The sequence below is a fragment of the Streptomyces sp. NPDC023573 genome (assembly GCF_055559735.1).
The window spans coordinates 359929-380253 of record NZ_JBVHKB010000006.1; the positions used below are offsets into that span (position 1 = coordinate 359929).

Below are 20325 nucleotides of genomic sequence, written 5' to 3' on the forward strand. Positions count from 1 at the left end.
ACCGGTTGCGTCCATGCCGCCACGGCGCCCAGCATGCCCCGTATGCACCACACGGGGGCGCGCCCATGAGCGCACGACTGCGCGGCATCGCGCGAGAGACCGAGTCCATCGTCCTGGCCGGCCGGTACCGCACGCCCGAGGGGCGCGAGGTGTCGATCGAGCGTGCCCTGGCCGCCGCGCTCTCAGGAACCCGGCTGTACGGTCCCGAGCCCGTCCACGTGGCCGTCCTGGACACCGACCGCAGCCCGGTCGTCGAGGTGACGGGCGAGACGAGCCTGCGGGCGGCACGCCGGATGGCGGACGAGTCGGCGGCCAAGGTGGTGGTGCTGAACTACGCCTCCGCCCGCAATCCCGGCGGCGGCTACCTGAACGGCGCGCAGGCCCAGGAGGAGTCCCTGTGCCGCGGCTCCGCGCTCCACGCGACGCTGCTGCGGGCCCCTGATTTCTACGCGCACCACCGCGCCGAACGCAGCGCCTTCTACACCGACAGGGTCATCCACTCACCCGGTGTGCCGGTCTTCCGCGACGACCGGGGAAGGCTCCTGGAAACCCCGTACTCCGCCGGATTCCTCACCTCTCCCGCGCCCAACGCCGGAGTGATCCGCAGCAGGGACCCCGGCCTGGCCCCCCGCATCCCCGCCGCGCTGGCGAGCCGCGCCGAACGTGTGCTCGAGGTCGCCGCGGTCCGTGGGTACCGACGGCTGGTCCTCGGCGCGTGGGGCTGCGGCGTCTTCATGAACGACCCGGCCGAGGTGGCCGGCGCGTTCCGTGCCCTGCTCACCGGCGGCGGGCGGTTCGCCGGTCACTTCGAGCAGATCGTGTTCGGCGTCCCGGACCGCGATCCCGACTCCGCCGTCCGGGCGGCCTTCACCCGCGCGTTCGGCGGTCAGCTCCAGCCGTAGCGCTCCCGAAGCCGCCCCACGACCAGGTCGTACCTTCCCCGGTCCAGCTCACACGCCTCGCGCCGCATCCCGTCCTCGTGCACCCGCAGGACCCGGTCCAGATCCGCCCAGGACGGCCGCCCCGAGCTGTCCCAGGGCCCCGCCCCCAGGGAGACCCACTCGTGGTCACCGTCGTGCTGCTTGCTGGACAGCTGCACGGCGAGAAGCGTCCCCCGCTCCTCCCGGGCCACGACGAGAACCGGCCTGTCCTTGCCGCGCCCGTCGTTCTCCTCGAACGGCACCCAGGTCCAGACGATCTCGCCGGGATCAGGGTCACCGTCGCGATCGGGGGCGTACGAGGTGCGGACGGGTCCCGCGTCGCGTGGCTCGGCCTCCGTGGTCGCGGCCGGCCCGCTGCGGCCGGGGAAGTCGGTCGTACTGTCGCTGCTGTGGTTGGTCTGCTGGAACGTCATCGCAACACCGTAGAACCTGTACGGCCCGGTCCGGGGAGGGGGTCGGCGAAACGGGCCGCGGACTCGACCCCATGATCACCCCCGCACGCGGGCGGCCGACGAGCCGCTACGGAGCCCCGGCCCACCGGCGGGCCCGAGCGGTCTGGAAGACGTCCCGCACGCGGCGGCACGCAGCCTCCGGGCCTGGCACACCGGCATGGTGCTGCTGCCCGCCGCGCAGGCGTGGCGGGCCCCCTTCACCCTCCTCACCGGGCGCGAGGCCGGTCTGCGACATGCGCGGGTGGCCGGGGATGTCTAGCGTCGACGGCATGAGCCATCCGCAGAGCTACGAGATCCTGCTGTTCCCGGAACCGGAGGAGCCCGTCACCGGGGCACCCGCGTCCGGCACCGCCATCCGTTCCGCGGTCGTGGCGGCCACCGGCGACACCGGGGCGTCCGGCTATCCGCGATATGCGGGAGGCGGCATGGAGGCGGACATCGACCCGGCCTCGCACACGGTGGAGGCCCTCCTGGTGGACGGCGCGGAACTGGACTACGGGCTCACGGCCAGGATCGCGGAACGCATCCTCGGCACGGAGGCGGCGGAGCCGGAGCAGGCCGGCACGGAGGAAGCCGGGGCGGGGCAGGGCGGCACGGAGCAGACCCGGACGGACAGCTGAACCGTCACCGGTACCCGTGACGAAGGCCCGGCCGCCAGGCCGGGCCTTCATCACGTCTGCCGCACGTCGCCAGGGACTACTGCTGCTCCTGCTGTGCCTGCTTCTGCTCCTCGACGGACTTGCGTACCTCGTCCATGTCCAGGTTGCGCGCCTGGCCGATGACGTCCTCCAGCGCCGACTCCGGGAGCGCCCCGGGCTGTGAGAAGACCGCCACGTTGTCACGGACGATCATCAGCGTCGGAATGGACTGGATCTCGAAGGCGGCCGCCAGCTCCTGCTGCGCCTCCGTGTCGACCTTGGCGAAGACCAGGTCGGGGTGGCGCTCGGACGCCGAGTCGTAGACCGGGGCGAACTGCCGGCACGGACCGCACCAGGAAGCCCAGAAGTCGATCAGCAGGAATTCGTTGTCGCTCACGACCTGATCGAAGTTTTCCTTGGTGAGCTCTACGGTGCTCATACTCTGTTACCTCTTCCTGGGACCGTTCGGACGTGTCCGGCACAACGGTGACGTCACTTGCGCTATTCCGCCTGCCCATGTGGCCGCCGCGCACACCCACGAGGAGACTGTTCGCATGACTGTTGATGAGGGTGCGAGGAACAGCGAATACGACGTCGTGGTCATCGGGGCCGGCCCGGTGGGGGAGAACGTCGCGGACCGGGCCAGAGCGGCCGGACTGAGCACCGCGGTGATCGAGTCCGAGCTGATCGGAGGTGAGTGCTCGTACTGGGCGTGCATGCCCAGCAAGGCACTGCTGCGCCCGGTCGTCGCGCGGGCCGACGCGCGCCGTGTTCCCGGGCTGAGCGGCGCGGTGCGGGGGCCGCTCGACGTGGACGCCGTCCTCGCCCACCGTGACGAGGAGGCCTCGCACTGGAAGGACGACGGGCAGGTCGCCTGGCTGGAGAGCGTCGGTGCCGACATCTACCGGGGCGTGGGACGGCTGACGGGGGTACGGCAGGTCTCCGTCACGGCCGCCGACGGGTCCGAGCAGCACCTGACCGCGCGGCACGCCGTCGCCGTGTGCACCGGAAGCCGGGCCGTCGTCCCCGCTCTCCCCGGCATCGCGGACGTCCGGCCGTGGACCAGCCGCGAGGCGACCAGTGCCAAGGAGGTCCCGGGCCGGCTCGTCGTGGTGGGCGGGGGAGTGGTCGGAGTGGAGATGGCCACCGTCTGGCAGGGGCTCGGTGCCGAGGTGACCATACTGATCCGCGGCAAGCGCCTGCTCCCCAAGATGGAGCCCTTCGCGGGCGAACTGATCGCCGAGGCCCTGACCGACGCCGGCGCCCGGATCCTGACGGGAGTCTCCGCGAAGGAGGTACGCAGGGCGGGCCACGACGGTCCGGTCACCGTCGAGCTCGACAACGGGGAACGGCTGGACACCGACGAGATCCTCTTCGCGACCGGCCGCGCCCCGCGCACCGATGACCTCGGCCTCGACACCGTGGGCCTCCGGCCGGGGTCCTGGCTCTCCGTCGACGACAGCTGTCTCGTGGAGGGCAGCGACTGGCTGTACGCCGTCGGAGACGTCAACCACCGCGCGCTCCTCACCCACCAGGGCAAGTACCAGGCCCGCATCGCGGGAGCCGCGATCGCGGCCCGCGCGCGGCAGTCACCTCAGCTGGAGACGGACCGCTGGGGTGCACACGCGGCCACCGCCGATCACGCGGCCGTGCCCCAGGTCGTGTTCACGGACCCGGAGGCGGCGTCGGTCGGCCTCACGCTCGCCGAGGCGGAGGAGGCGGGCCACCGGGTCCGCGCCGTCGACTACGACCTGGCCTCGGTCGCCGGTTCCGGCCTGTACGCGCAGGGGTACAAGGGGCGGGCCAGGATGGTCGTCGACCTGGACCGCGAGATCCTGCTCGGCGTCACCTTCGTCGGACCGGGCATCGGAGAACTCCTGCACTCGGCGACCGTCGCCGTCGTCGGCGAGGTGCCGATCGAGCGGCTGTGGCACGCGGTCCCCGCCTACCCGACGATCAGCGAGGTGTGGCTGCGGCTGCTGGAGTCGTTCAGGGGCTAGGAGGCGCGGCAGGAGGGCGGAGACGGCGATCGAGCCTTGTCCTGACGAGAACGGCGGCAGGGCGCTTCGGCGTCACGCCCCGCCGCCGTCACCGGCCCGGTGGTGCGGCCGGCCCCGGTGTCACCGCCTCCCGCGGTGACACCGGAGTCAAGGTGTCGTTCAGCCGGGCAGGACCCATCTCTGGTTGGCGCCGGTGTTGCACGTCCAGAGCTGGAGCTTGGTGCCGTCGGCCGAGGAATTGCCCGAGGCGTCGAGACACTTGCCCGACTGAGGGTTTCTCAGCGTGCCGTTGGCCTGCTGGCCCCACTTCTGGGCGCCGGAGTTGTTGCACGTCCAGAGCTGGACCTTCGTGCCGTCGGCCGATCCGCCACCGCTGACATCCAGACACTTGCCCAGGGCCCGCAGCGTGTCGTCCGTACCGACCGTCCACCTCTGGGCGGCCGTTCCGTTGCAGCGGTACAGCTGGGTCTGCGTGCCGTCGGCGCTCGAGCCGTTCGCGACGTCCATGCACTTGTCGCCGATGCCCGTGACGGCGCCCTCCCGGGGACCGGTCGTCCCTCCCAGTTCCTTGATGCGGACATTGCGGAAGGAGACGTCATCGCCGTCGCCGTGGTTCTGCAGGCCGATGTGGCCCTGCCGCAGGCTGCGGAGGGGGTCGGTGTTGGTGAAGTCGTTGATCCCGCGCCCGTTGAGGAAGAGTTGCAGACGTTCGCCCTCGACCCGGATCTCGTAGGTGTTCCACTCTCCCGGCGGGTTGAGCGCCGCGTCGCGGGCGGCCAGGTCGGCCGATGCGGAGCCGTACACGGAACCGGTGGTCCTCTCCGGTGTGTCCGTCGCGTCGATCTGGATCTCGTAGCCTCTGGCGATGGCCGACTGTGGGTCGTCGGAGGCCGGGAAGCCCACGAAGACGCCGGAGTTGTCGTCGCCGGCCTGCCGCCAGTCGAGCTTGAGGGAGTACGACGTGTACTCCTTGGCCTGGTACCAGAGCAGACCGAGACCACCCTGGGAGGTGAGTGTGGAGCCGGCTTCGGTGAAGGACCCCGGACCGGCCTGCTTCCACCCGCTGGTGCCCGAGGTGCCGTAAAGGGCCGTGTAGCCCGTCTCGGGACGGCAGTCGGCCTCCGTGAGCCGCGCGGCCCAGCGGATGCCGCCGAGCAGGTGACGGCGGAAGGCGGGATCGGTGTAGGAATCCTCGGTGTGGCCCCCGCCCGTGTAGAACGCCCGACCGCCCCGGTAGTCCTTGCACCAGGCGATCGGGTGGTCCTCACCCATGGCACCGCCGCTGTACGTGGATTCGTCGAGTGAGGCCAGGACGTGTGCCGTCGTGCGCGGGTTGGTGCGGTAGTCGTACCACTCGTCGGTCCGCTGCCAGGTCGGGCCGAGGTGAGCTGTGGCGTCGTGAGCGCGGTCCTCCACCTCCACGGTGGCCGGCTGGATCGCCGGGTGGGACCGGAACAGGGCGCCGGCGAGGCCGCCGTACCAGGACCAGTCGTACTCGGTGTCGGCCGCCGCGTGGATGCCGACGTAGCCGCCGCCGCCCTCGATGTACCCCTCGAAGGCTGTCTGCTGGGAGGCGTCGAGGACGTCGCCGGTGGTGGAGAGGAAGACCACGGCCTCGTAACCGGCCAGACCGGCGGAGTTGAAGGCAGCCGCGTCCTCGGTGGCGGTGACGGTGAAGTTGTTGACGGTGCCCAGCTCCCGTAACGCGGCCACGCCTTCGTCGATCGAGGAGTGGCGGAACCCGGCGGTCTTGGAGAACACGAGCACGTCGTACGCCGGGTCGGCCGCGGCCGCTGTGGGGGAAGCGGTGCGGGCGGGTGTGCCGGGCTCGGAGCCGACTGCGGTGGAATCCGCGGTGGGCAGGGCGGCGGTGCTCAGGAGAGCGCCCGCGGCCCAGGCGGCCAGGCGTCCGTGTCGTCGGCTCATGGCAGGATCCACTTCTGGTTGGTACCGGAGGTGCAGGTCCACAGGTGGAGCTTGGTGCCATCGGCGGAAGCCGCTCCGGACGCGTCCAGGCACTTGCCCGTCACCGGATTCCTCAGCGTGCCGTCGGACTGCGGAGCCCACTTCTGGGCTCCGGTGTTGTTGCAGCCGTACAGCTGGATCTTCGTCCCGTCGGCTGCGGAGCCGCCGCTGATGTCCATGCACTTGCCGAGCGCGCGCAGGGTGCCATCCGTGCCGACCGTCCACCTCTGGGCGGCCGTCCCGTTGCAGCCGTACAGCTGGATCTGAGTTCCGTCCGCGCTGGAGGCGCCCGTGACGTCGACGCATTTGCCTCCGATGCCCGTGATCCGACCGGTCCGTGCGGTGGCCGTGCCGGTGGTGAAGGCGAAGTCGTCGATGTCGAAGAGGGATCCGCCGCCCCCCTTGAAGACGAGGTGCAGGGTCGTGGTCCCGGCCGGACGGTTGGAGAGATCCGCGGAGACGTTCTGGAAGGATTCCCAACCCCCGGTGACGGGGACCGCCGCCGAGCCGAGCAACGTTCCGGTGGGCGAGCCTGCTCGTACCTCCAGGGTCCCTCCGGCGCCGCCGGAGGCGACGCGGGCGCTCAGCTCGGTCGCGTCGGCAAGGAGGTACGGCTTGAACGATATCCAGTCGCCGTTCTCGATGTGGCCGACCGCCTTGCCTCCGTGTGCGGCCGTCTTGTCGACGAGACTGACACCGGCGGAGTCGCCGAAGTGTTCGGCCTGGCGCCGGCTGCCCTGGCTGATGTTCTCGTCGTGAGTGGTCAGAGCGGGCTGCCCGTTCGCGCCCTTGTCGGTGTACTCGGCGTCCCAGACACCGAAGATGTTGGCGTTGGGGTCGTGCTCACCGTCGGCGATGGTCTGCAGGGTGCCGGAGCAGCCGTTGGCGGATGTCTGCGGGTGGCCGTGGCTGTCGTGTCCGATGATGAAGGTGACCTTGACCTTGGAGCAGTCGATCGTGCCGTCCTCCGGGTCCGTCACGGTGACCTTGAAGGGCACGGCGGCACCCGCGTCGATGATGGCCCCGTCGGTGGGCAGTTCGAGGGTGACGCTGGGCGCGGTGTTGCCGACGGTGACACCCACCGACGCCGTCGCGCTGCGGCCGGTGCCGTCGGAGACCGTCAGCTCGGCGGTGTAGCTGCCGTTGGCGGTGTAGGTGTGGGAGGGATCCGCCGCAGTGGACGTGGAGCCGTCACCGAATTTCCAGGCGTAGGTGAGCCGGTCGCCATCGGGGTCGGAGGTGCCGGCGGAGGAGAACTTCACCGCGAGGGGAGCTGTGCCGGAGGTACGGTCGGCGGTGGCCTCGGCGAGCGGTGCCCGCCCTCCGGTGACGTACTCGATGCGGTAGACCGCGCTGTTCGCGTCCCCGTTGAAGTAGCCCGTGCCGTAGTCGAGCACGTACAGCGCGCCGTCCGGACCGAAGGCGGAATCCATGACCTGGGTGCCCTGCCAGGGGAAGGCGTTGATCGACTGAACGGTCCCGTCGGGGCCCTGTTCGATACGCTTGATCCACTTGCGGCCGAACTCGCCGGCGAAGAAGTCACCGTCGAAGCTCTGGGGAAACCTGACGGCCGAGGTCGAGTCCGCGTCGTAGCGGTAGACCGGTCCGCCCATGGGTGACTCGGAACCGCTGCCGAAGTCGGGGACCGAACCGCCGTCGTACGGGATCCAGGCGGGCTGCGCCGCAGGGAGCTCGGTCAGTCCGGTGTTGTTCGGCGAGGTGTTCCTCGGCGCGGAGCAGGAGAAGGCGGCCCCGGACGTCGAGGTGGCGAAGTTGTAGTCGACGTAGGCGTTGTTCTTGCCGGTGCAGTAGGGCCAGCCGAAGTTGCCCGCCTCGGTGATCCGGTTGAACTCGACCTGACCGGCAGGCCCACGGCTCGCGCTCGCGGTACCCGCGTCGGGGCCGTAGTCACCGAGATACACGATGCCGGTCGCCTTGTCGACGGACATCCGGAAGGGGTTGCGGAAGCCCATGGCGTAGATCTCGGGCCTGGTCTTCGCGGTTCCCGGCGCGAACAGGTTCCCCGACGGGATGGTGTAGCCGCCGTCCGCGTTCACCTTGATGCGCAGTACCTTGCCGCGCAGGTCGTTGGTGTTGCCCGAGGAACGCTGGGCGTCGTAGGCGGGGTTGCGGTCGGACCGCTCGTCGAGGGGGGAGTATCCGTCGGAGGCGAAGGGGTTGGTGTCGTCCCCGGTGGAGAGGTAAAGGTTGCCCTGCGCGTCGAAGTCGATGTCGCCGCCGACATGGCAGCACAGGCCGCGGCCGGCGGGGACGTCGAGGACCTTCTTCTCGCTGGCGGTGTCCAGCGTGCCGTCGGTCCTGAGGACGAACCGTGAGAGCCGGTTGACACCGTCGAACGGTGTGAAGTCGGCCGTCGAGCCGTTCGCGGGGGCGTCTCCGGAGGGAGTCGACAGCTTCGGGGCGTAGTAGAGGTAGATGAAGCGGTTGGTGGTGAAGCCCGGGTCGACGCCGACGCCCTGGAGTCCTTCCTCGTCGTGCGAGTAGACGTCCAGCTTGCCGGTGACCTTGGTGGTGCCGACGGCGTCGGTGAGACGCAGCGTGCCGTCCCGTGAGGTGTGCAGGACGGACCTGTCGGGCAGGACGGCGAGCGTCATCGGCTCACCGGTCTCGGCCACCCCCTTGGCGAGGGTGACCTGCTGGAACTCGTCGGCCGCCGGGGCTGCTTCAGCCGGGGTCTGCTGGGCGGTGAGGGCACCCGAAGCGGCCAGCAAGGTGCAGGCGAGCGCCGCGAGAGGCCGGGTCAATCTCCTGTGCACGCGAATCCTCCGTGTGGTGACGGGGTCGGGGTGGAGCACAGGCGCGCGCCGTCGCGCCGGGGAGCCCGGTGCCCCCGGGGGGAGGGGAGGGCACTCGGTCCTTGTTGTCCGGTTCAGGTCAGGAAGGTAATGGCTTTTCCACCCGTCAGAAACCTTTTTGACGTACGAGGTCGCAACTTTTTCCCGTAGGGAGACAAAGCGGCGGGTGGAAGCGTGGGTTGTTCGAGGGGCGCACCCCCGGCATTCACCGGGGCGCGCGCCTTCCGCGAGGTCTCGCGCGGGGCGCGAACGGGACGGGGGTGTCGTCAGTTCGAGGCGAGAGGTTACGCCTCCCGACCCCTCCGCGCACCGTTGCTGTTCGCGCGGGTGGGGGCGAGGACGGCCCCTTGCATGGAGCCGCTGGTTCCTGCTGGCCAGTCGGCCCGGGACCAGGACCGGCGAGCGCGGTGACTGGCTGTGCTGGAGGGGCGGGGGCTTGTCCTGTGCGGTGGCTTGTCCTATTCCCTTGCGCGGTTCGAGGTGTCAGCGCTGGTCGCATAGGCGGCATCGAGGATGTGGCGCAGCCGGAGGCCGTCCGGGGCGAGGGCGGTGATGAGCGCCGCGGGCCCGGCGAGTGGGGTGAGAACGGCTTGACCGTGCTCCGGGAACTCGGTGAGGGCCTGGGGCTCAAGCGGGCTCTTCTCGAAGTCAGGGTCGACGAGAAGGACCTGGCCGGTCGCTCGATGGTGGCCGAGAACAGCAGGGGAGTCCCATCCGGGTGCCCCCGGCCCGTAGTCCGCTTCCTGGTCGAGGAGCACGTGGCCGCCGCGACGGACGGTGAGACGGGTTGCCACACGGCCGGGTGGTTCGCCCATGCGTCCGAGTACCTGTTCTTCGCGCAGGACGAGCCTCGCGGTGGGGGCGAGGTCGATGGTCCACGTCTGCCGCAGATTGCTGCCGGCCGCGCTGATCAACGGTTTGGGCAGCCAGCGGAGTACCGCATGGTCCCCGACGGTCAGGTGCACGTCGTAGGTGGCGTGCGCGCTGGTGGGGCCTCTCAGGGCGAGAGTCGCAGCCGCGGAGGTGATATGCAGGGAGGCGCCCTGTCGGGCTGTGGCTTCGATGCGCAGACGGTCGCCGCCGAGGGGGGCGCTCATGGCCCCGACGACGCACACCCGCGCCTCGGTGCCCCGTGAACGTAGACGCCGGAATTCGAAAGGGCCGTCGCCGTCCAGGACGGGCAGGACGGTGACGCCGGCCCTGGCGGCGGCGGTGACACGGGCGGTGGCCCGTACGCCCGTGGCGGCCGTGCTGCAGCCGGTCGGCGGGGCAGGCGCGATGGTGGGGGTCATGCGGGGCCCGCGGACCAGTCGGTGAGGCGCTCGCGGACCCAGTCGGCGACCGGTTTGACACCGCCCTCCTCCTTGAGGGAGGTGAAGGCGACCGGGAGGTCACCGCGCTGGGTCCTGGCGTCGTGGGCCATGGCGTCCACGTCGGAACCGACGTAGGGGGCGAGGTCGGTCTTGTTGACGACGAGGAGGTCCGCAGTGGTGACGCCGGGGCCGCCCTTGCGAGGGATGTCGTCGCCGCCGGCCACATCGATGATGAAGATCTGGCTGTCCACCAGTCCCTTGGAGAAGGTGGCGGTGAGGTTGTCGCCGCCGGACTCCACCAGGATCAGGTCGAGGGAGCCGATCGTCTCCTCCAGGTCCTCGACGGCTTCGAGATTGGCGGAGATGTCGTCGCGGATGGCGGTGTGCGGGCAGGCCCCCGTTTCGACGGCCTTGATCCGCTCGGGCGGCAGGACCGCTTCCCGGAGCAGGAAGTCGGCATCCTCGCGGGTGTAGATGTCGTTGGTGACCACGGCGATGGACACTTCGGTGCGCAGTGTCCGGCACAGGGCTGCGACGGTGGCGGTCTTTCCCGATCCCACAGGTCCGCCGAGCCCGATGCGCAGGGCGCGGCGGGTTCCGTCGGGGCGCTCGGTGGCAGGGGCGCTGTAGGTGTGCCGGTGGGGGAACTTCTCGTCGAGTTCGTGGCCGAGGTGCATGCGTTTCCTCGCGTGTTTCTCGTGGTGGGTGATCAGGAGGCGAAAAGGCGGGCCGACCGGGTGGCGTGCTGCTGCGCGCTGATGTCCAGCAGCGGCGCCGAGGCTGCGGGCAGTACGTCGATCCCCTCTTCGGTGACCCGACGCGCTGTGGCCGTGGCGGTCGCAGCGACGCGGTCGAGCTCCGGGACGAGGCGGGCGAGCACCGTGGTGGCGTCGAACGGGTCGAGGCTGAGCAGCCGCACCGTCGCCGTGGCCGGCCCGCTGACGGTCTCGTACACCGCCGCATAGGCGGCGTCCAGCGGTTCGAGCCCGGCCGACCTGGCGGCCACACCCAGCACCACCGGCTGGTGAGCTCCTCGAGGCCGGGCCGCGGCGAGCGCGTCGAGCTCGGCCGAGGGCCATGTGGCACGCGCCGCCCGCATCAACTGCCGGCCCAGCTTCCGGGCGGTGTCCCGCAGGGCCGCCACCGGGGTGCGGGCGTCGGCGGCCCTGTCCAGGGCCAGTGGGTCGTGCCCGGCCGCGGCTGCGGCGGCCAGCGCCGCCGCGGCCAGCCCGGCCGTGTGCAGCCGGCCCCGGCAGAAATCCTCCAGGGACTCGGCATCCCTGATCCGGCCGGCCGCGACCGCCGGTTCGGCCCCGCCCGAATGGGCGTGACCTCCGGCGGGGAACCTCCCGTCAGCCAGCACGAGCAGCGCGGCACGGTTCATTCTCACTCCTCTGCCTGTGGCGGTTCGGCTTGCGTGGTTCAGGCGGACTCAGAAGAGGAAGTAGCGTTGGGCCATGGGGAGTTCGGAGACGTAGGCGCGGTCGACGATGTGACCGTCGACGAACGTCGTCACGTCGGTCACCTTCGCCCCTCCGACGACGACCTCGTAGGTGTCGGGGTCGATCCGGACGGCGGGAGTGGCGCTGTTCTCCTTCATGTCGGCCTTTCTGACCGGGCGCGTGTCCGTGATGGCCCTGAACCGTTTGTTCAGCTTGCGGCCCTTGGCCACCCCGTTCTTGACGGCCCGCTCGGTGACGAAGTTGTAGGAGAGGGAGCCAGGCGCCAGACCGGTGGCTCCCCACATCGGGCGGGGCAGTACCGGCTGCGGGGTGGGGATCGACGCGTTGGCGTCCCCTACCTGCGCGTACGCGATCTGCCCGCCCTTGATGACCATGTGAGGCTTGACGCCGAAGAACTTCGGCTCCCACAGCACCAGGTCGGCCAGCTTCCCGGTCTCGACCGACCCGACGACGGCGCCGATGCCCTGGGCGAGGGCCGGGTTGATGGTGTACTTCGCGACGTACCGCCGGGCGCGCCGGTTGTCGGCCAAGGGCGGCTCTGCCTGCGGGGTCGTGTCTGCCGGTGTCCCGGCCTTACCGTTCCTCGGCCCGGCATCCGGCTTGTCCCGGGTCTGGTCCTCCTCCAGGAAGCCGCGGCGGACCTTCATGACGTGTGCGGTCTGCCAGGTACGCATGATCATTTCGCCGATGCGGCCCATGGCCTGGGCGTCCGAGGACATGATCGAGATGGCGCCGAGGTCGTGGAGGATGTCCTCGGCGGCCATGGTGGAGGGCCGGATCCGCGAGTCCGCGAAGGCCAGGTCCTCCTCGACCTTCGGGTTGAGGTGATGACAGACCATCACCATGTCGAAGTGCTCCTTGACCGTGTTGACGGTCAGCGGCCGGGTGGGGTTGGTGGACGCGGGCAGCACGTTCGGCTCGCTCACCATCTTGATCATGTCCGGGGCGTGGCCGCCGCCGGCACCCTCGACATGAAAGATGTGGATGGACCGGCCGTCGATCGCGTCGATGGTGTCCTGGACGAAGCCCGCCTCGTTCAACGAGTCGGCGTGCAGGGCGAGCTGTACCCCGGTCTCCTTGCAGACCTCCAGGCAGTTCTTGATGACGGCGGGGGTCGCGCCCCAGTCCTCGTGGATCTTCAGTCCGATGACACCGGCGTCCACCTGGTCCAGCATGGACTCCTTCGACATGGTCGCGCCCTTGCCGAGCAGTCCGATGTTCACCGGGAATCCGTCCAGCGCCTCAAACATGCGGTCGATGTGCCACGAGCCCGGAGTGACAGTGGTGGCCGTGCTCCCCTCCGCCGGACCCGTCCCGCCGCCGATGAGCGTGGTGACACCGGAGGCGAGCGCCTCGTCGATCTGGTCGGGGCAGATGAAGTGGACATGGGTGTCGATGCCGCCCGCGGTGAGGATCCGGCCCTTGCCCGCGATGACCTCGGTGTCCGGACCGATGACGAAGTCGACGGGCCTGGGACCGATGCCGTTGTGACTGGTCCCCTCTTCGTGCAGAGGGTCCATCGTCTCCGGGTTGTACGCCTTGCCGAGCGCGACGATGTTCCCGTCCCGGATGGCGACGTCCGCCTTGACGACGCCCCAGTGGTCCAGGACCACCACGCCGGTGATGACCGTGTCCGGGGGCACCGTACCGACGGTGGCCGAGGACTTGCCGGGCCGGGCCTTACCCGGGTCACGCGGGACGACGGACTGGCCCATCGACTCGCGGATCACCTTTCCGCCCCCGAAGACCATCTCGTTGCCGCTGCGTCCGGGACCTCCCGACCAGTCGTCCTCGATCTTGATCCGTAGCGCGGTGTCGGCGAGGCGGATGCAGTCACGCGTCGTCGGGCCGAACCGGTCCGCGTAGGCGGCGCGGGTCAACGGGTCGGAAGGCTTCGGCTCGTCCTGGCAGCACGAACAGTCCGGGCACTGTGCCATGGGATTCACACCTCTTCCTTGTCGAACGAACCCTTGACGTTGTCGAGCGATCCCTTGACCTTCTCGGGCAGGCCCCGGACCTTGTCACGCAGGCCGTGCACCACGCGGTGACCCTCGATGGGTACGAGCTCGACCTCTTCGGTGATGCCGGGTTCGAAACGCACGGAGCTGCCGGCGGGAACGTTCAGACGCAGGCCCCACGCCTTCCTGCGGGGGAACGAGAGCCCGTCGTTGGCTTCGGCGAAGTGGTAATGGGAGCCGACCTGGATGGGGCGGTCGGTCGGGTTCTCGACGGTCAGCCTCGTGACCTGGTCGAGCTGCCTGTGGCGTTCGTTGAAGATGACCACCTCGTCCCCCTTGCGGGAGGAGAAGTCCACCCGCCCCGGCGAGACGGCCGACTCTTCGTCCTCGCCTGCTTCAGGAAACGGACCGTGGATCGTGACCAGCTTCGTCCCGTCGGGAAACGTCGCCTCCACCTGCACGTTCTCGATCATCTCCGGGACGCCCTCCATGACGTCCTCCCGTGACAGGACCTTGCGTCCGGACGACATCAGCTCGGCGACGGTCCTGCCGTCCCTGGCCCCTTCGAGCACGTGAACGATCAACAGCGCCATCGCTTCCGGGTAGTTCAGCCGCACGCCGCGGTCTCGCCGTCTCCCGGCGACGTCCGCCGCCACGTGGATCATCAGGCGTTCCTGCTCGTGTGGGGTCAGGTGCACAGTCAATTCCCTGCGTTCGCTCCCGCCCAGGACTCCTGTGCTGGGCTGTGAGTCGGGGTGTGGCCACGCACATCCACCGTCCGGGAAGACACCATGACGCTGCACCCGGTGCTCCTGGCGCAGCACGGATGTAGTCCTCGGCCGTGAAACCCCGACTCGACGTGGAACCAACATGATCACGTCGGGCGGGGTCACAACCCTGTCACCGATCACATGGAACCCGGATGAGTGATCATGAGGCTGGGGAGCTGACGGCCGGCAACTCCGGGCTCCGGCAGGCCCGTCGCGTCCGCCGTGAGCCCGACAGGGGCCCGCGAACCGTTCCTGCGGTGAACGTCTGCGTCTGTGAGGGTGAAAGGCGGTCGTCGGGCATGATCCGGCGACTTGATGGCTGGTACAACACGGGAGGATGCCGCCGTGCCGCCGCGTTCCGTGCCCGGGGGCCGTGAGATCTCTCAGTAGTCCTGACCGCTGTTCCAAGACGTTGGTGAAGGGGGCTCGTCGATGAGCCGAGGTTTGATCGTCGTAGACGTGCAGAACGACTTCTGTGAAGGAGGCAGCGTTCCCGTCGCGGGCGGAGCGCAGATCGCGACGAAGATCGCCGACTTGGTGGAACGGAGCGCGGGACGGGACTACCAGTACGTCGTGGCCACCCGTGACCACCACATCGACCCGGGAAGTCACTTCTCCGAGAACCCGGACTTCAAGGACAGCTTTCCCGTGCACTGTGTGGCAGGTGACGAGGGCGGGGAGTTCCATCCGCACTTCGCTCCCGCCGCCTCCGGCGGCAAGGTCGACGCCGTCTTCTTCAAGGGCGCCCACAGCTCCTCCAAGAGCGGCTTCGAAGGCGCCGACGAGCAGGGCACGTCCCTGGCGGACTGGCTGCGCGCCCGCGGAGTGGAGGAGGTCGATGTGGTGGGCATCGCAACTGACCACTGCGTGCGCGCCACCGCGCTGGACGCGGTGAAGGCCGGCCTGCGCGCGCACGTACGCCTGGACTACTCCGTCGGCGTCGCCCCCGACACGGTCGCCTCGACCCTGGACGACTTCCGTGAGGCGGGCATCGTCGTATCCGGAGAAGCCCCCGTACCGCAGTAGCGCTTCACGGCAGACCCGCCGGCAGCGGGCCGAATCGACGGGTGCGTCGTGTTGCCGAAAGCCGGCGGCGGGACGCACGTCGGGCGCAGCGGCATCGTCCGCAGAGCAGTCGCCGATGGCTCCGGCTGCGCCCCCGTCGAGCAGCTCACGAGCAGCATCGCGCATACCCACCGCCTCATATCCGGCGGCACCGTCTATTCGTATTGCCCATGAAGAGGCTTTTCGGCAGGTGGACCACGCCCGACGGCAGGGGGCTCCCCGGTCGGGACCGAACCGCGACGGGCTCCGGTCGTCCCACATCCTGGACAATGGTCAACCGCTCCGTGAGATGCGTGAGAGCGTTGTCGCGCCCGCACCGGTAACGCGGCCTTGCCACGAGGGGGACCTGCGCCGCCGTGCGGGACCGTCGGCCCTCTACGTCGACGGCCGCACTACGCCCTCGTGGGAAAGTCCCAGAGATGTACGCTCCCACCACCGGGCCCGCCCAGGCCCCGTCGCAGTCGCAGGAACCGCCCGTCAACTCGCGGTCACGTGTCCTGATTGCCAGCCTCATCGGCACGACGATCGAGTTCTACGACTTCTACGTCTACGCGACCGCCGCGGTTCTGATCTTCCCGAAACTCTTCTTCCCGAGCAGCGACCCGACCACAGCCCTGCTCTCCTCCTTCGCGGTCTTCGGCGCGGCGATGGTCGCCCGGCCGGTCGGGGCGATCGTCTTCGGCCACCTCGGCGACCGTCTCGGCCGCAAGGGCACCCTGGTGGCCTCCCTGCTCACGATGGGCATCGCCACCTTCCTGATCGGGGTTCTGCCGACGTACGCGCAAGTCGGCTGGGTCGCCACGGCGCTGCTGGTGCTGATGCGGCTCGCCCAGGGCTTCGCACTCGGTGGCGAGTGGAGTGGCGCGGCCCTGGTCGCCACCGAGAACGCACCCGCCGGGAAGCGCGCTCTGTGGGGCACGTTCCCGCAGCTGGGCGCCCCGCTCGGATTCATCATCGGCAACGGCCTCTTCCTGATCATCGGCGCGCTGCTTCCCTCCGCCGCGGGCGCCGACCCCTCGCAGCCCTCCGACGCCTTCCAGAGCTGGGGCTGGCGGATCCCGTTCCTGTTCTCGGCTGTCATGGTCGCGATCGGTCTGTGGGTACGCATGCGCCTGGTCGAGTCGCAGGTCTTCGCGAAGACGCAGGAGACCGGCAAGGTCCGCAAGCTGCCACTGGCCACCGTCTTCCGCCACCACTGGAAGCAGTTGATCCTCGGCAGCTTCGCGATGCTGGCGACGTACGTCCTCTTCTATCTGATGACGACGTTCTCGCTGAGCTACGGCCGGGCGGCCGAGGACGCGGACGTCCCCGGCCTCGGTTACAGCTACACCACGTTCGTCCTGATGATGATCTTCGGTGTGCTGTTCTTCGCGGCGTTCACCCTGATCTCGGGGCCGCTCGCGGACAGGTACGGACGCCGTAAGACCCTTGCCTGGGTCACCGCCGGCATCATCGTCTTCGGCCTGGTCTGGGTGCCGCTGATCAACCTGGGCACGCTCGGCGTGGTCCTCTGGCTGGTCCTCGGCTTCACCCTGATGGGCACGACGTTCGGCCCGATGGGCGCGATGCTCCCCGAGCTCTTCCCGACCAGCGTCCGCTACACCGGCTCCGGCATCGCCTACAACGTCAGTTCCATTCTCGGCGCGGCCGTCGCCCCGTTCGTCGCGGTCGCCCTCTGGGAGGCCGGCGACGGCTCCCCGTGGCTGGTCGGCGTGTACCTCTCCGTGATGGCGGTCCTCACCCTGATCGCCCTCCTCATCGGCAAGGAGACGAAGGACGTCGCCCTGGACGAGGGCGAGGTCCCCGCGACGCTTGCCAGGACCGAGGCCCCGTCCGCCTGAAACGGACCCCGGCCTGCCACGGCACCCGGCCGGACCCGGCAGGTCACCGGCGGGGCGGTCGCGCCGCCCCGCCGGCTTCAAGCACTTGCCGTCGTACGTACCGGCGAAAGCCGCTGTGGCCTCGAGACAGCCGCTCCCGTCGGGAGTCGCGATCTCCTGGTCCGGGTTTTCGACGAGAGGCGCCAGGTGTACTGACCCGAGAGGTCAGGCACGCGGCTGACGGGTGGCAGCCCGTTCAGGGCGGTGTGTCTCCGGAAAACGTGGGTGGGCTCGCGCGCCGGCGGGTGCGTGGCGCGCCCACTGCCGGCTCGGCGCTCTCGAGCGCGCAGAGTCACCAGGCGACGGCTCCCTCGTCGTCGAAGAAGCCGCCTCGGGGGCCGTCGTCGGGCAGGGTGGCGAGGCGAAGGGCGATCGCGGCGCCCTGCTCGGGTGTTCGTTCCCCGGCGAATCCGGTGAAGTCGGTTGCGACATACCCGGGGCACGCCAGGTTCACGATGATGTCCGTGTCAGCGAATTGGCGGGCGTACTGGGCTGTGACGCTGTTGAGCATCGACTTGGAGGGTGCGTAGGCGGCCATGACCGGGCCGGTCCGCAGCGTCAACGAGCCCATGTTGCTCGACATGTTGACGATCCGGGGCGAGGCGGCACGGCTGAGCAGCGGGAGCATCGTGTTCGTCACCCGTACAACCCCGAACACGTTCGTGTCCAGGACTGTGCGCAGGACGTCGAGGTCGAGGGTCGTGGGGTCCTGCGCCCCGTCCGCGAACCGGCCGGAGATGCCTGCGTTGTTGACGAGGACGTCGAGTCGCCCGGCTTCCTTCTCGATGCTCGCCGCCGCTGCGGCGACACTGGCGTCGGAGGTGACATCGAGGGCGACTCCGAACGCGTCCATGCCTGCGGCGTGCAACCGCTGCACGGCCTCCTTGCGTCGGGCGTCGTCACGCGCACCCACGGCGACGGTGAAGCCAAGGGCTCCGAGCCCCTGGGCGATGGCGAAGCCGATTCCCTTGTTCGCGCCGGTGATCAGCGCTGTCTTGGTGTTGTTCACGCTGCCCATGCTCAGCGTGCGGCATCCGTTCCGTCCAATATCGATCAAGTACGCTGTGATACCTGGCGGGTATCAAAAGGTGGATAGGGCATGCGCATGGACGACCTGGAGACTCGTGAGCTGCGGTACTTCGTCGCGGTTGCCGAGGAGCTGCACTTCGGGCGCGCGGCCCAGCGGCTCGGGATCGCGCAGCCGCCGCTGTCGCGCGCCATCCGGCAGCTGGAACGTCGGCTCGGCGTCCAGCTCCTGGACCGGGACCGACGAGGGGTGGCCCTCACCAGCGCTGGCGGAGTCCTGCTGCGCGAAGCCCGGGTGGCCCTCGATGCGGTCGCGGCTGCCGCGCGCCGGACCCGGCGGGCAGAAAATCTTCAGCGGCCACTGGTACTGGTGACGAAAGCCGGCGCATCACACGAACTGCTGGAACGACTCCTCGCCTCGTCGGCAGCCGACACCGATACGGCACCGGTCGACGTGGTCCTGTGCGAGGTCGGTGAGCAGGCACGGTTTCTGCGCAGCGGGCGCGCGGACGTGGCCCTCATGCACCGGCCGGTCGACGACCTCGCCGGGTTCGATACCGAAGACCTCTGCACCGAAGGCCAAGTCGCCCTTCTCCCGTCGGGACACCCGCTCGCCGCGCGTGCCCAGCTCACCCTCGCGGACGTCGGAAACGTGCCGGACCTGCCCATCGCCCGATGGCCCCGGCTCGACGGCTCCTACCCCGACGGCCCCGGGCCGGAGGTACACACCCAGTCGCAGCTCGCTCAGCTCGTCGCGCTCGGCAGGACCCTGCTCGTCATCCCTGCCTCCAGCCGCGCCTGGCAGTGGCCCGACCATGTGGCGGTGCCCGTCGTCGACGCCCCGGACATCACGACGGTGCTCGCATGGCCGGCAGGCCACCACTCACCGGCCCTCGCCGCGCTGGCCCGAGCCGCAGCCGGGCTACGCGGTACCCCACCGGCCGCACCCGCGCGTTGAACGCCGGCCCGCTCGTCCGACGCGACTGCTCGCCATGCCACCGGACTCCGCGAAGCCAACGGGAGACCGACCAGAGCTGCATCGTCACCAACCTCTGGGGACAGAACGGCGCCAGGTCACCTGAGGAGCAGGTGCCGCGCTCCCAGGCGGCATGTAGTGGTTCAAGTAATCCTGCAGCCCCGGCTCGAGCCGGGGCAGTTCGGCGCCGTTGACCGCATGCCAGAGGCGGTTCTCGATCCAGAACCGATGGGCGAACTCCTCGAAGGACGGCGCACACCACAGGATCGCGGCCCTCTGCTTCTCCGCGTCCTCGAGATCGGTCTGTGTCTCTTCCCCGTCCCGCCGCGCCTCGTACTCCGACTCGTAATCGACGGGGGAGTACACCACGAACGCCTCGCTCATAGGGCGGAGGTAGAGGTACCAGATGACGCAGTCCTGCTGGTCCCGGAGGAACCGCACCAGGTAGGCACCGGGCTCCACCGGACTGGGCAGCGGGTCCGAAAGATTCGTCCAGCACCCGGTCACCGAGACCTCGTCCAGCGAGCCGTACAAATTCTCGGTCGTCTGGTACGTGACGAAATCCTGGGGCAGGGTGAGGCCCCTGGCAGCCAGGTCCCTTGCCAGGCCGGTGAGCTTCACGACCTGCCGGGGGATGGGGGCGCCGACATCTCCGAGCCATCCGAAGGCACCCGTTGACCGGCTGGTATCCAACGGCGGCAGACTCGCGAGGGAGTAGTGCTCGTAGGTGTGCCGGCAGGCACGGTACGCGCCGAGGTCAGTGGCGCACCAAGCGGTGTCGAAGCCGACCGGAGACAGGTCGGGCCCTGACTGTCCAGTCATCGGAACCTCTCAATGATCACTGCGAGCGGAGTCGTCGGCGACAGCATCGCACCGGCCACCGACAACTCCTGCCGAGGAGCGGACGTGGACAGGTCCTCAGGCCCGGTCGGAGGCGCGTGTACTCCTGGACCCTCGACCGGCGTCACGGAACGCGCCCTCCGCGGTGACCTGACCTCGGCCCTCGACTCGTCGGACCGATGGGCGCACGCGGTGGCCGGCGACCCGGGCGGCTCCGGTCCT

The 20325-nt window shown here is 69.7% G+C and carries 17 protein-coding genes; 6 read left to right on the plus strand and 11 right to left on the minus strand.

Annotated elements, in window-relative coordinates; all coding sequences use genetic code 11:
- The first annotated feature begins 65 nt into the window (after nt 1-65).
- Complete coding sequence (locus ACZ32T_RS21685) at nt 66-902, plus strand: TIGR02452 family protein (RefSeq protein ID WP_467269465.1); 837 nt, start codon at nt 66-68, stop codon at nt 900-902.
- On the opposite strand, the gene ACZ32T_RS21690 is transcribed toward ACZ32T_RS21685, so the two are convergent.
- A complete protein-coding gene (locus ACZ32T_RS21690; RefSeq protein WP_467269467.1) occupies nt 887-1354 on the minus strand; it encodes a type II toxin-antitoxin system PemK/MazF family toxin in 468 nt (155 codons plus the stop codon). The two genes, ACZ32T_RS21685 and ACZ32T_RS21690, sit on opposite strands and share 16 nt — an antisense overlap.
- Before the next feature lie 308 nt (nt 1355-1662).
- On the opposite strand from ACZ32T_RS21690, the gene ACZ32T_RS21695 reads away from it, so the two are divergent.
- Nucleotides 1663-2013 (plus strand): hypothetical protein, encoded by a 351-nt coding sequence (locus tag ACZ32T_RS21695; protein WP_467269469.1) that lies wholly within the window; start codon nt 1663-1665, stop codon nt 2011-2013.
- A gap of 76 nt (nt 2014-2089) precedes the next feature.
- Here the strand turns inward: ACZ32T_RS21695 and trxA are convergent, their stop codons facing one another.
- Nucleotides 2090-2470, minus strand: a complete 381-nt coding sequence (gene trxA / locus ACZ32T_RS21700; protein ID WP_356711182.1) for a thioredoxin — start codon at nt 2468-2470, stop codon at nt 2090-2092.
- A 115-nt stretch (nt 2471-2585) separates the two neighbouring features.
- Here trxA and ACZ32T_RS21705 point away from each other — a divergent pair, with 115 nt between their 5' ends.
- A complete protein-coding gene (locus ACZ32T_RS21705) occupies nt 2586-4031 on the plus strand; it encodes a dihydrolipoyl dehydrogenase family protein (RefSeq protein ID WP_467368420.1) in 1446 nt (481 codons plus the stop codon).
- Between the two features lie 159 nt (nt 4032-4190).
- Here the strand turns inward: ACZ32T_RS21705 and ACZ32T_RS21710 are convergent, their stop codons facing one another.
- The 7 genes from ACZ32T_RS21710 to ACZ32T_RS21740 all read right to left on the minus strand — a co-directional run bounded on the left by ACZ32T_RS21710 (nt 4191) and on the right by ACZ32T_RS21740 (nt 14244).
- Complete coding sequence (locus ACZ32T_RS21710) at nt 4191-5957, minus strand: ThuA domain-containing protein (RefSeq protein WP_467368422.1); 1767 nt, start codon at nt 5955-5957, stop codon at nt 4191-4193.
- The gene (locus ACZ32T_RS21715; protein WP_467269477.1) at nt 5954-8773 is read right to left on the minus strand and encodes a PQQ-dependent sugar dehydrogenase; all 2820 of its coding nucleotides are present in this window, start codon (nt 8771-8773) and stop codon (nt 5954-5956) included. Before ACZ32T_RS21715 ends, ACZ32T_RS21710 begins: the two co-directional genes overlap by 4 nt.
- A 497-nt stretch (nt 8774-9270) precedes the next feature.
- Nucleotides 9271-10104 (minus strand): urease accessory protein UreD, encoded by an 834-nt coding sequence (locus tag ACZ32T_RS21720; protein WP_467269479.1) that lies wholly within the window; start codon nt 10102-10104, stop codon nt 9271-9273.
- On the minus strand, nt 10101-10802 hold the full coding sequence (gene ureG / locus ACZ32T_RS21725; protein ID WP_467368424.1) for an urease accessory protein UreG: 702 nt from the start codon (nt 10800-10802) through the stop codon (nt 10101-10103). Before ureG ends, ACZ32T_RS21720 begins: the two co-directional genes overlap by 4 nt.
- 32 nt (nt 10803-10834) lie before the next feature.
- Nucleotides 10835-11509: an urease accessory protein UreF gene (locus tag ACZ32T_RS21730; protein ID WP_467269482.1), complete on the minus strand. Its 675-nt coding sequence runs from the start codon at nt 11507-11509 to the stop codon at nt 10835-10837.
- A 48-nt stretch (nt 11510-11557) separates the two neighbouring features.
- Entirely contained in the window at nt 11558-13525 is a 1968-nt protein-coding gene (locus tag ACZ32T_RS21735) for an urease subunit alpha (protein ID WP_467368426.1), read from the minus strand.
- Between the two features lie 5 nt (nt 13526-13530).
- On the minus strand, nt 13531-14244 hold the full coding sequence (locus ACZ32T_RS21740; RefSeq protein ID WP_467269486.1) for an urease subunit gamma: 714 nt from the start codon (nt 14242-14244) through the stop codon (nt 13531-13533).
- Between the two features lie 504 nt (nt 14245-14748).
- Between ACZ32T_RS21740 and ACZ32T_RS21745 the strand changes: the two genes are divergently transcribed.
- Together ACZ32T_RS21745 and ACZ32T_RS21750 are read left to right on the plus strand one after the other, a co-directional pair.
- Nucleotides 14749-15342, plus strand: a complete 594-nt coding sequence (locus ACZ32T_RS21745; RefSeq protein ID WP_467368429.1) for an isochorismatase family protein — start codon at nt 14749-14751, stop codon at nt 15340-15342.
- A 458-nt stretch (nt 15343-15800) separates the two neighbouring features.
- On the plus strand, nt 15801-17222 hold the full coding sequence (locus ACZ32T_RS21750; RefSeq protein WP_467269489.1) for an MFS transporter: 1422 nt from the start codon (nt 15801-15803) through the stop codon (nt 17220-17222).
- A gap of 331 nt (nt 17223-17553) precedes the next feature.
- Here the strand turns inward: ACZ32T_RS21750 and ACZ32T_RS21755 are convergent, their stop codons facing one another.
- Nucleotides 17554-18279, minus strand: coding sequence for an SDR family oxidoreductase (locus ACZ32T_RS21755; RefSeq protein ID WP_467269491.1), 726 nt, complete (start codon nt 18277-18279; stop codon nt 17554-17556).
- An 87-nt stretch (nt 18280-18366) separates the two neighbouring features.
- Here ACZ32T_RS21755 and ACZ32T_RS21760 point away from each other — a divergent pair, with 87 nt between their 5' ends.
- A complete protein-coding gene (locus tag ACZ32T_RS21760; RefSeq protein ID WP_467269560.1) occupies nt 18367-19245 on the plus strand; it encodes a LysR family transcriptional regulator in 879 nt (292 codons plus the stop codon).
- 84 nt (nt 19246-19329) lie between these two features.
- Here ACZ32T_RS21760 and ACZ32T_RS21765 read toward each other — a convergent pair whose 3' ends face one another.
- On the minus strand, nt 19330-20085 hold the full coding sequence (locus tag ACZ32T_RS21765; protein ID WP_467269492.1) for a hypothetical protein: 756 nt from the start codon (nt 20083-20085) through the stop codon (nt 19330-19332).
- Nucleotides 20086-20325: the final 240 nt, after the last annotated feature.

Excerpts from the sequence above, each read along its gene's own strand:
- ACZ32T_RS21685 (WP_467269465.1), top strand. The coding sequence starts at position 66 with ATGAGCGCACGACTGCGCGGCATCGCGCGAGAGACCGAGTCCATCGTC.
- ACZ32T_RS21690 (WP_467269467.1), bottom strand. The coding sequence starts at position 1,354 with ATGACGTTCCAGCAGACCAACCACAGCAGCGACAGTACGACCGACTTC.
- ACZ32T_RS21695 (WP_467269469.1), top strand. The coding sequence starts at position 1,663 with ATGAGCCATCCGCAGAGCTACGAGATCCTGCTGTTCCCGGAACCGGAG.
- trxA (WP_356711182.1), bottom strand. The coding sequence starts at position 2,470 with ATGAGCACCGTAGAGCTCACCAAGGAAAACTTCGATCAGGTCGTGAGC.
- ACZ32T_RS21705 (WP_467368420.1), top strand. The coding sequence starts at position 2,586 with ATGACTGTTGATGAGGGTGCGAGGAACAGCGAATACGACGTCGTGGTC.
- ACZ32T_RS21710 (WP_467368422.1), bottom strand. The coding sequence starts at position 5,957 with ATGAGCCGACGACACGGACGCCTGGCCGCCTGGGCCGCGGGCGCTCTC.
- ACZ32T_RS21720 (WP_467269479.1), bottom strand. The coding sequence starts at position 10,104 with ATGACCCCCACCATCGCGCCTGCCCCGCCGACCGGCTGCAGCACGGCC.
- ureG (WP_467368424.1), bottom strand. The coding sequence starts at position 10,802 with ATGCACCTCGGCCACGAACTCGACGAGAAGTTCCCCCACCGGCACACC.
- ACZ32T_RS21730 (WP_467269482.1), bottom strand. The coding sequence starts at position 11,509 with ATGAACCGTGCCGCGCTGCTCGTGCTGGCTGACGGGAGGTTCCCCGCC.
- ACZ32T_RS21735 (WP_467368426.1), bottom strand. The coding sequence starts at position 13,525 with ATGGCACAGTGCCCGGACTGTTCGTGCTGCCAGGACGAGCCGAAGCCT.
- ACZ32T_RS21745 (WP_467368429.1), top strand. The coding sequence starts at position 14,749 with ATGAGCCGAGGTTTGATCGTCGTAGACGTGCAGAACGACTTCTGTGAA.
- ACZ32T_RS21750 (WP_467269489.1), top strand. The coding sequence starts at position 15,801 with ATGTACGCTCCCACCACCGGGCCCGCCCAGGCCCCGTCGCAGTCGCAG.
- ACZ32T_RS21755 (WP_467269491.1), bottom strand. The coding sequence starts at position 18,279 with ATGGGCAGCGTGAACAACACCAAGACAGCGCTGATCACCGGCGCGAAC.
- ACZ32T_RS21760 (WP_467269560.1), top strand. The coding sequence starts at position 18,367 with ATGGACGACCTGGAGACTCGTGAGCTGCGGTACTTCGTCGCGGTTGCC.
- ACZ32T_RS21765 (WP_467269492.1), bottom strand. The coding sequence starts at position 20,085 with ATGACTGGACAGTCAGGGCCCGACCTGTCTCCGGTCGGCTTCGACACC.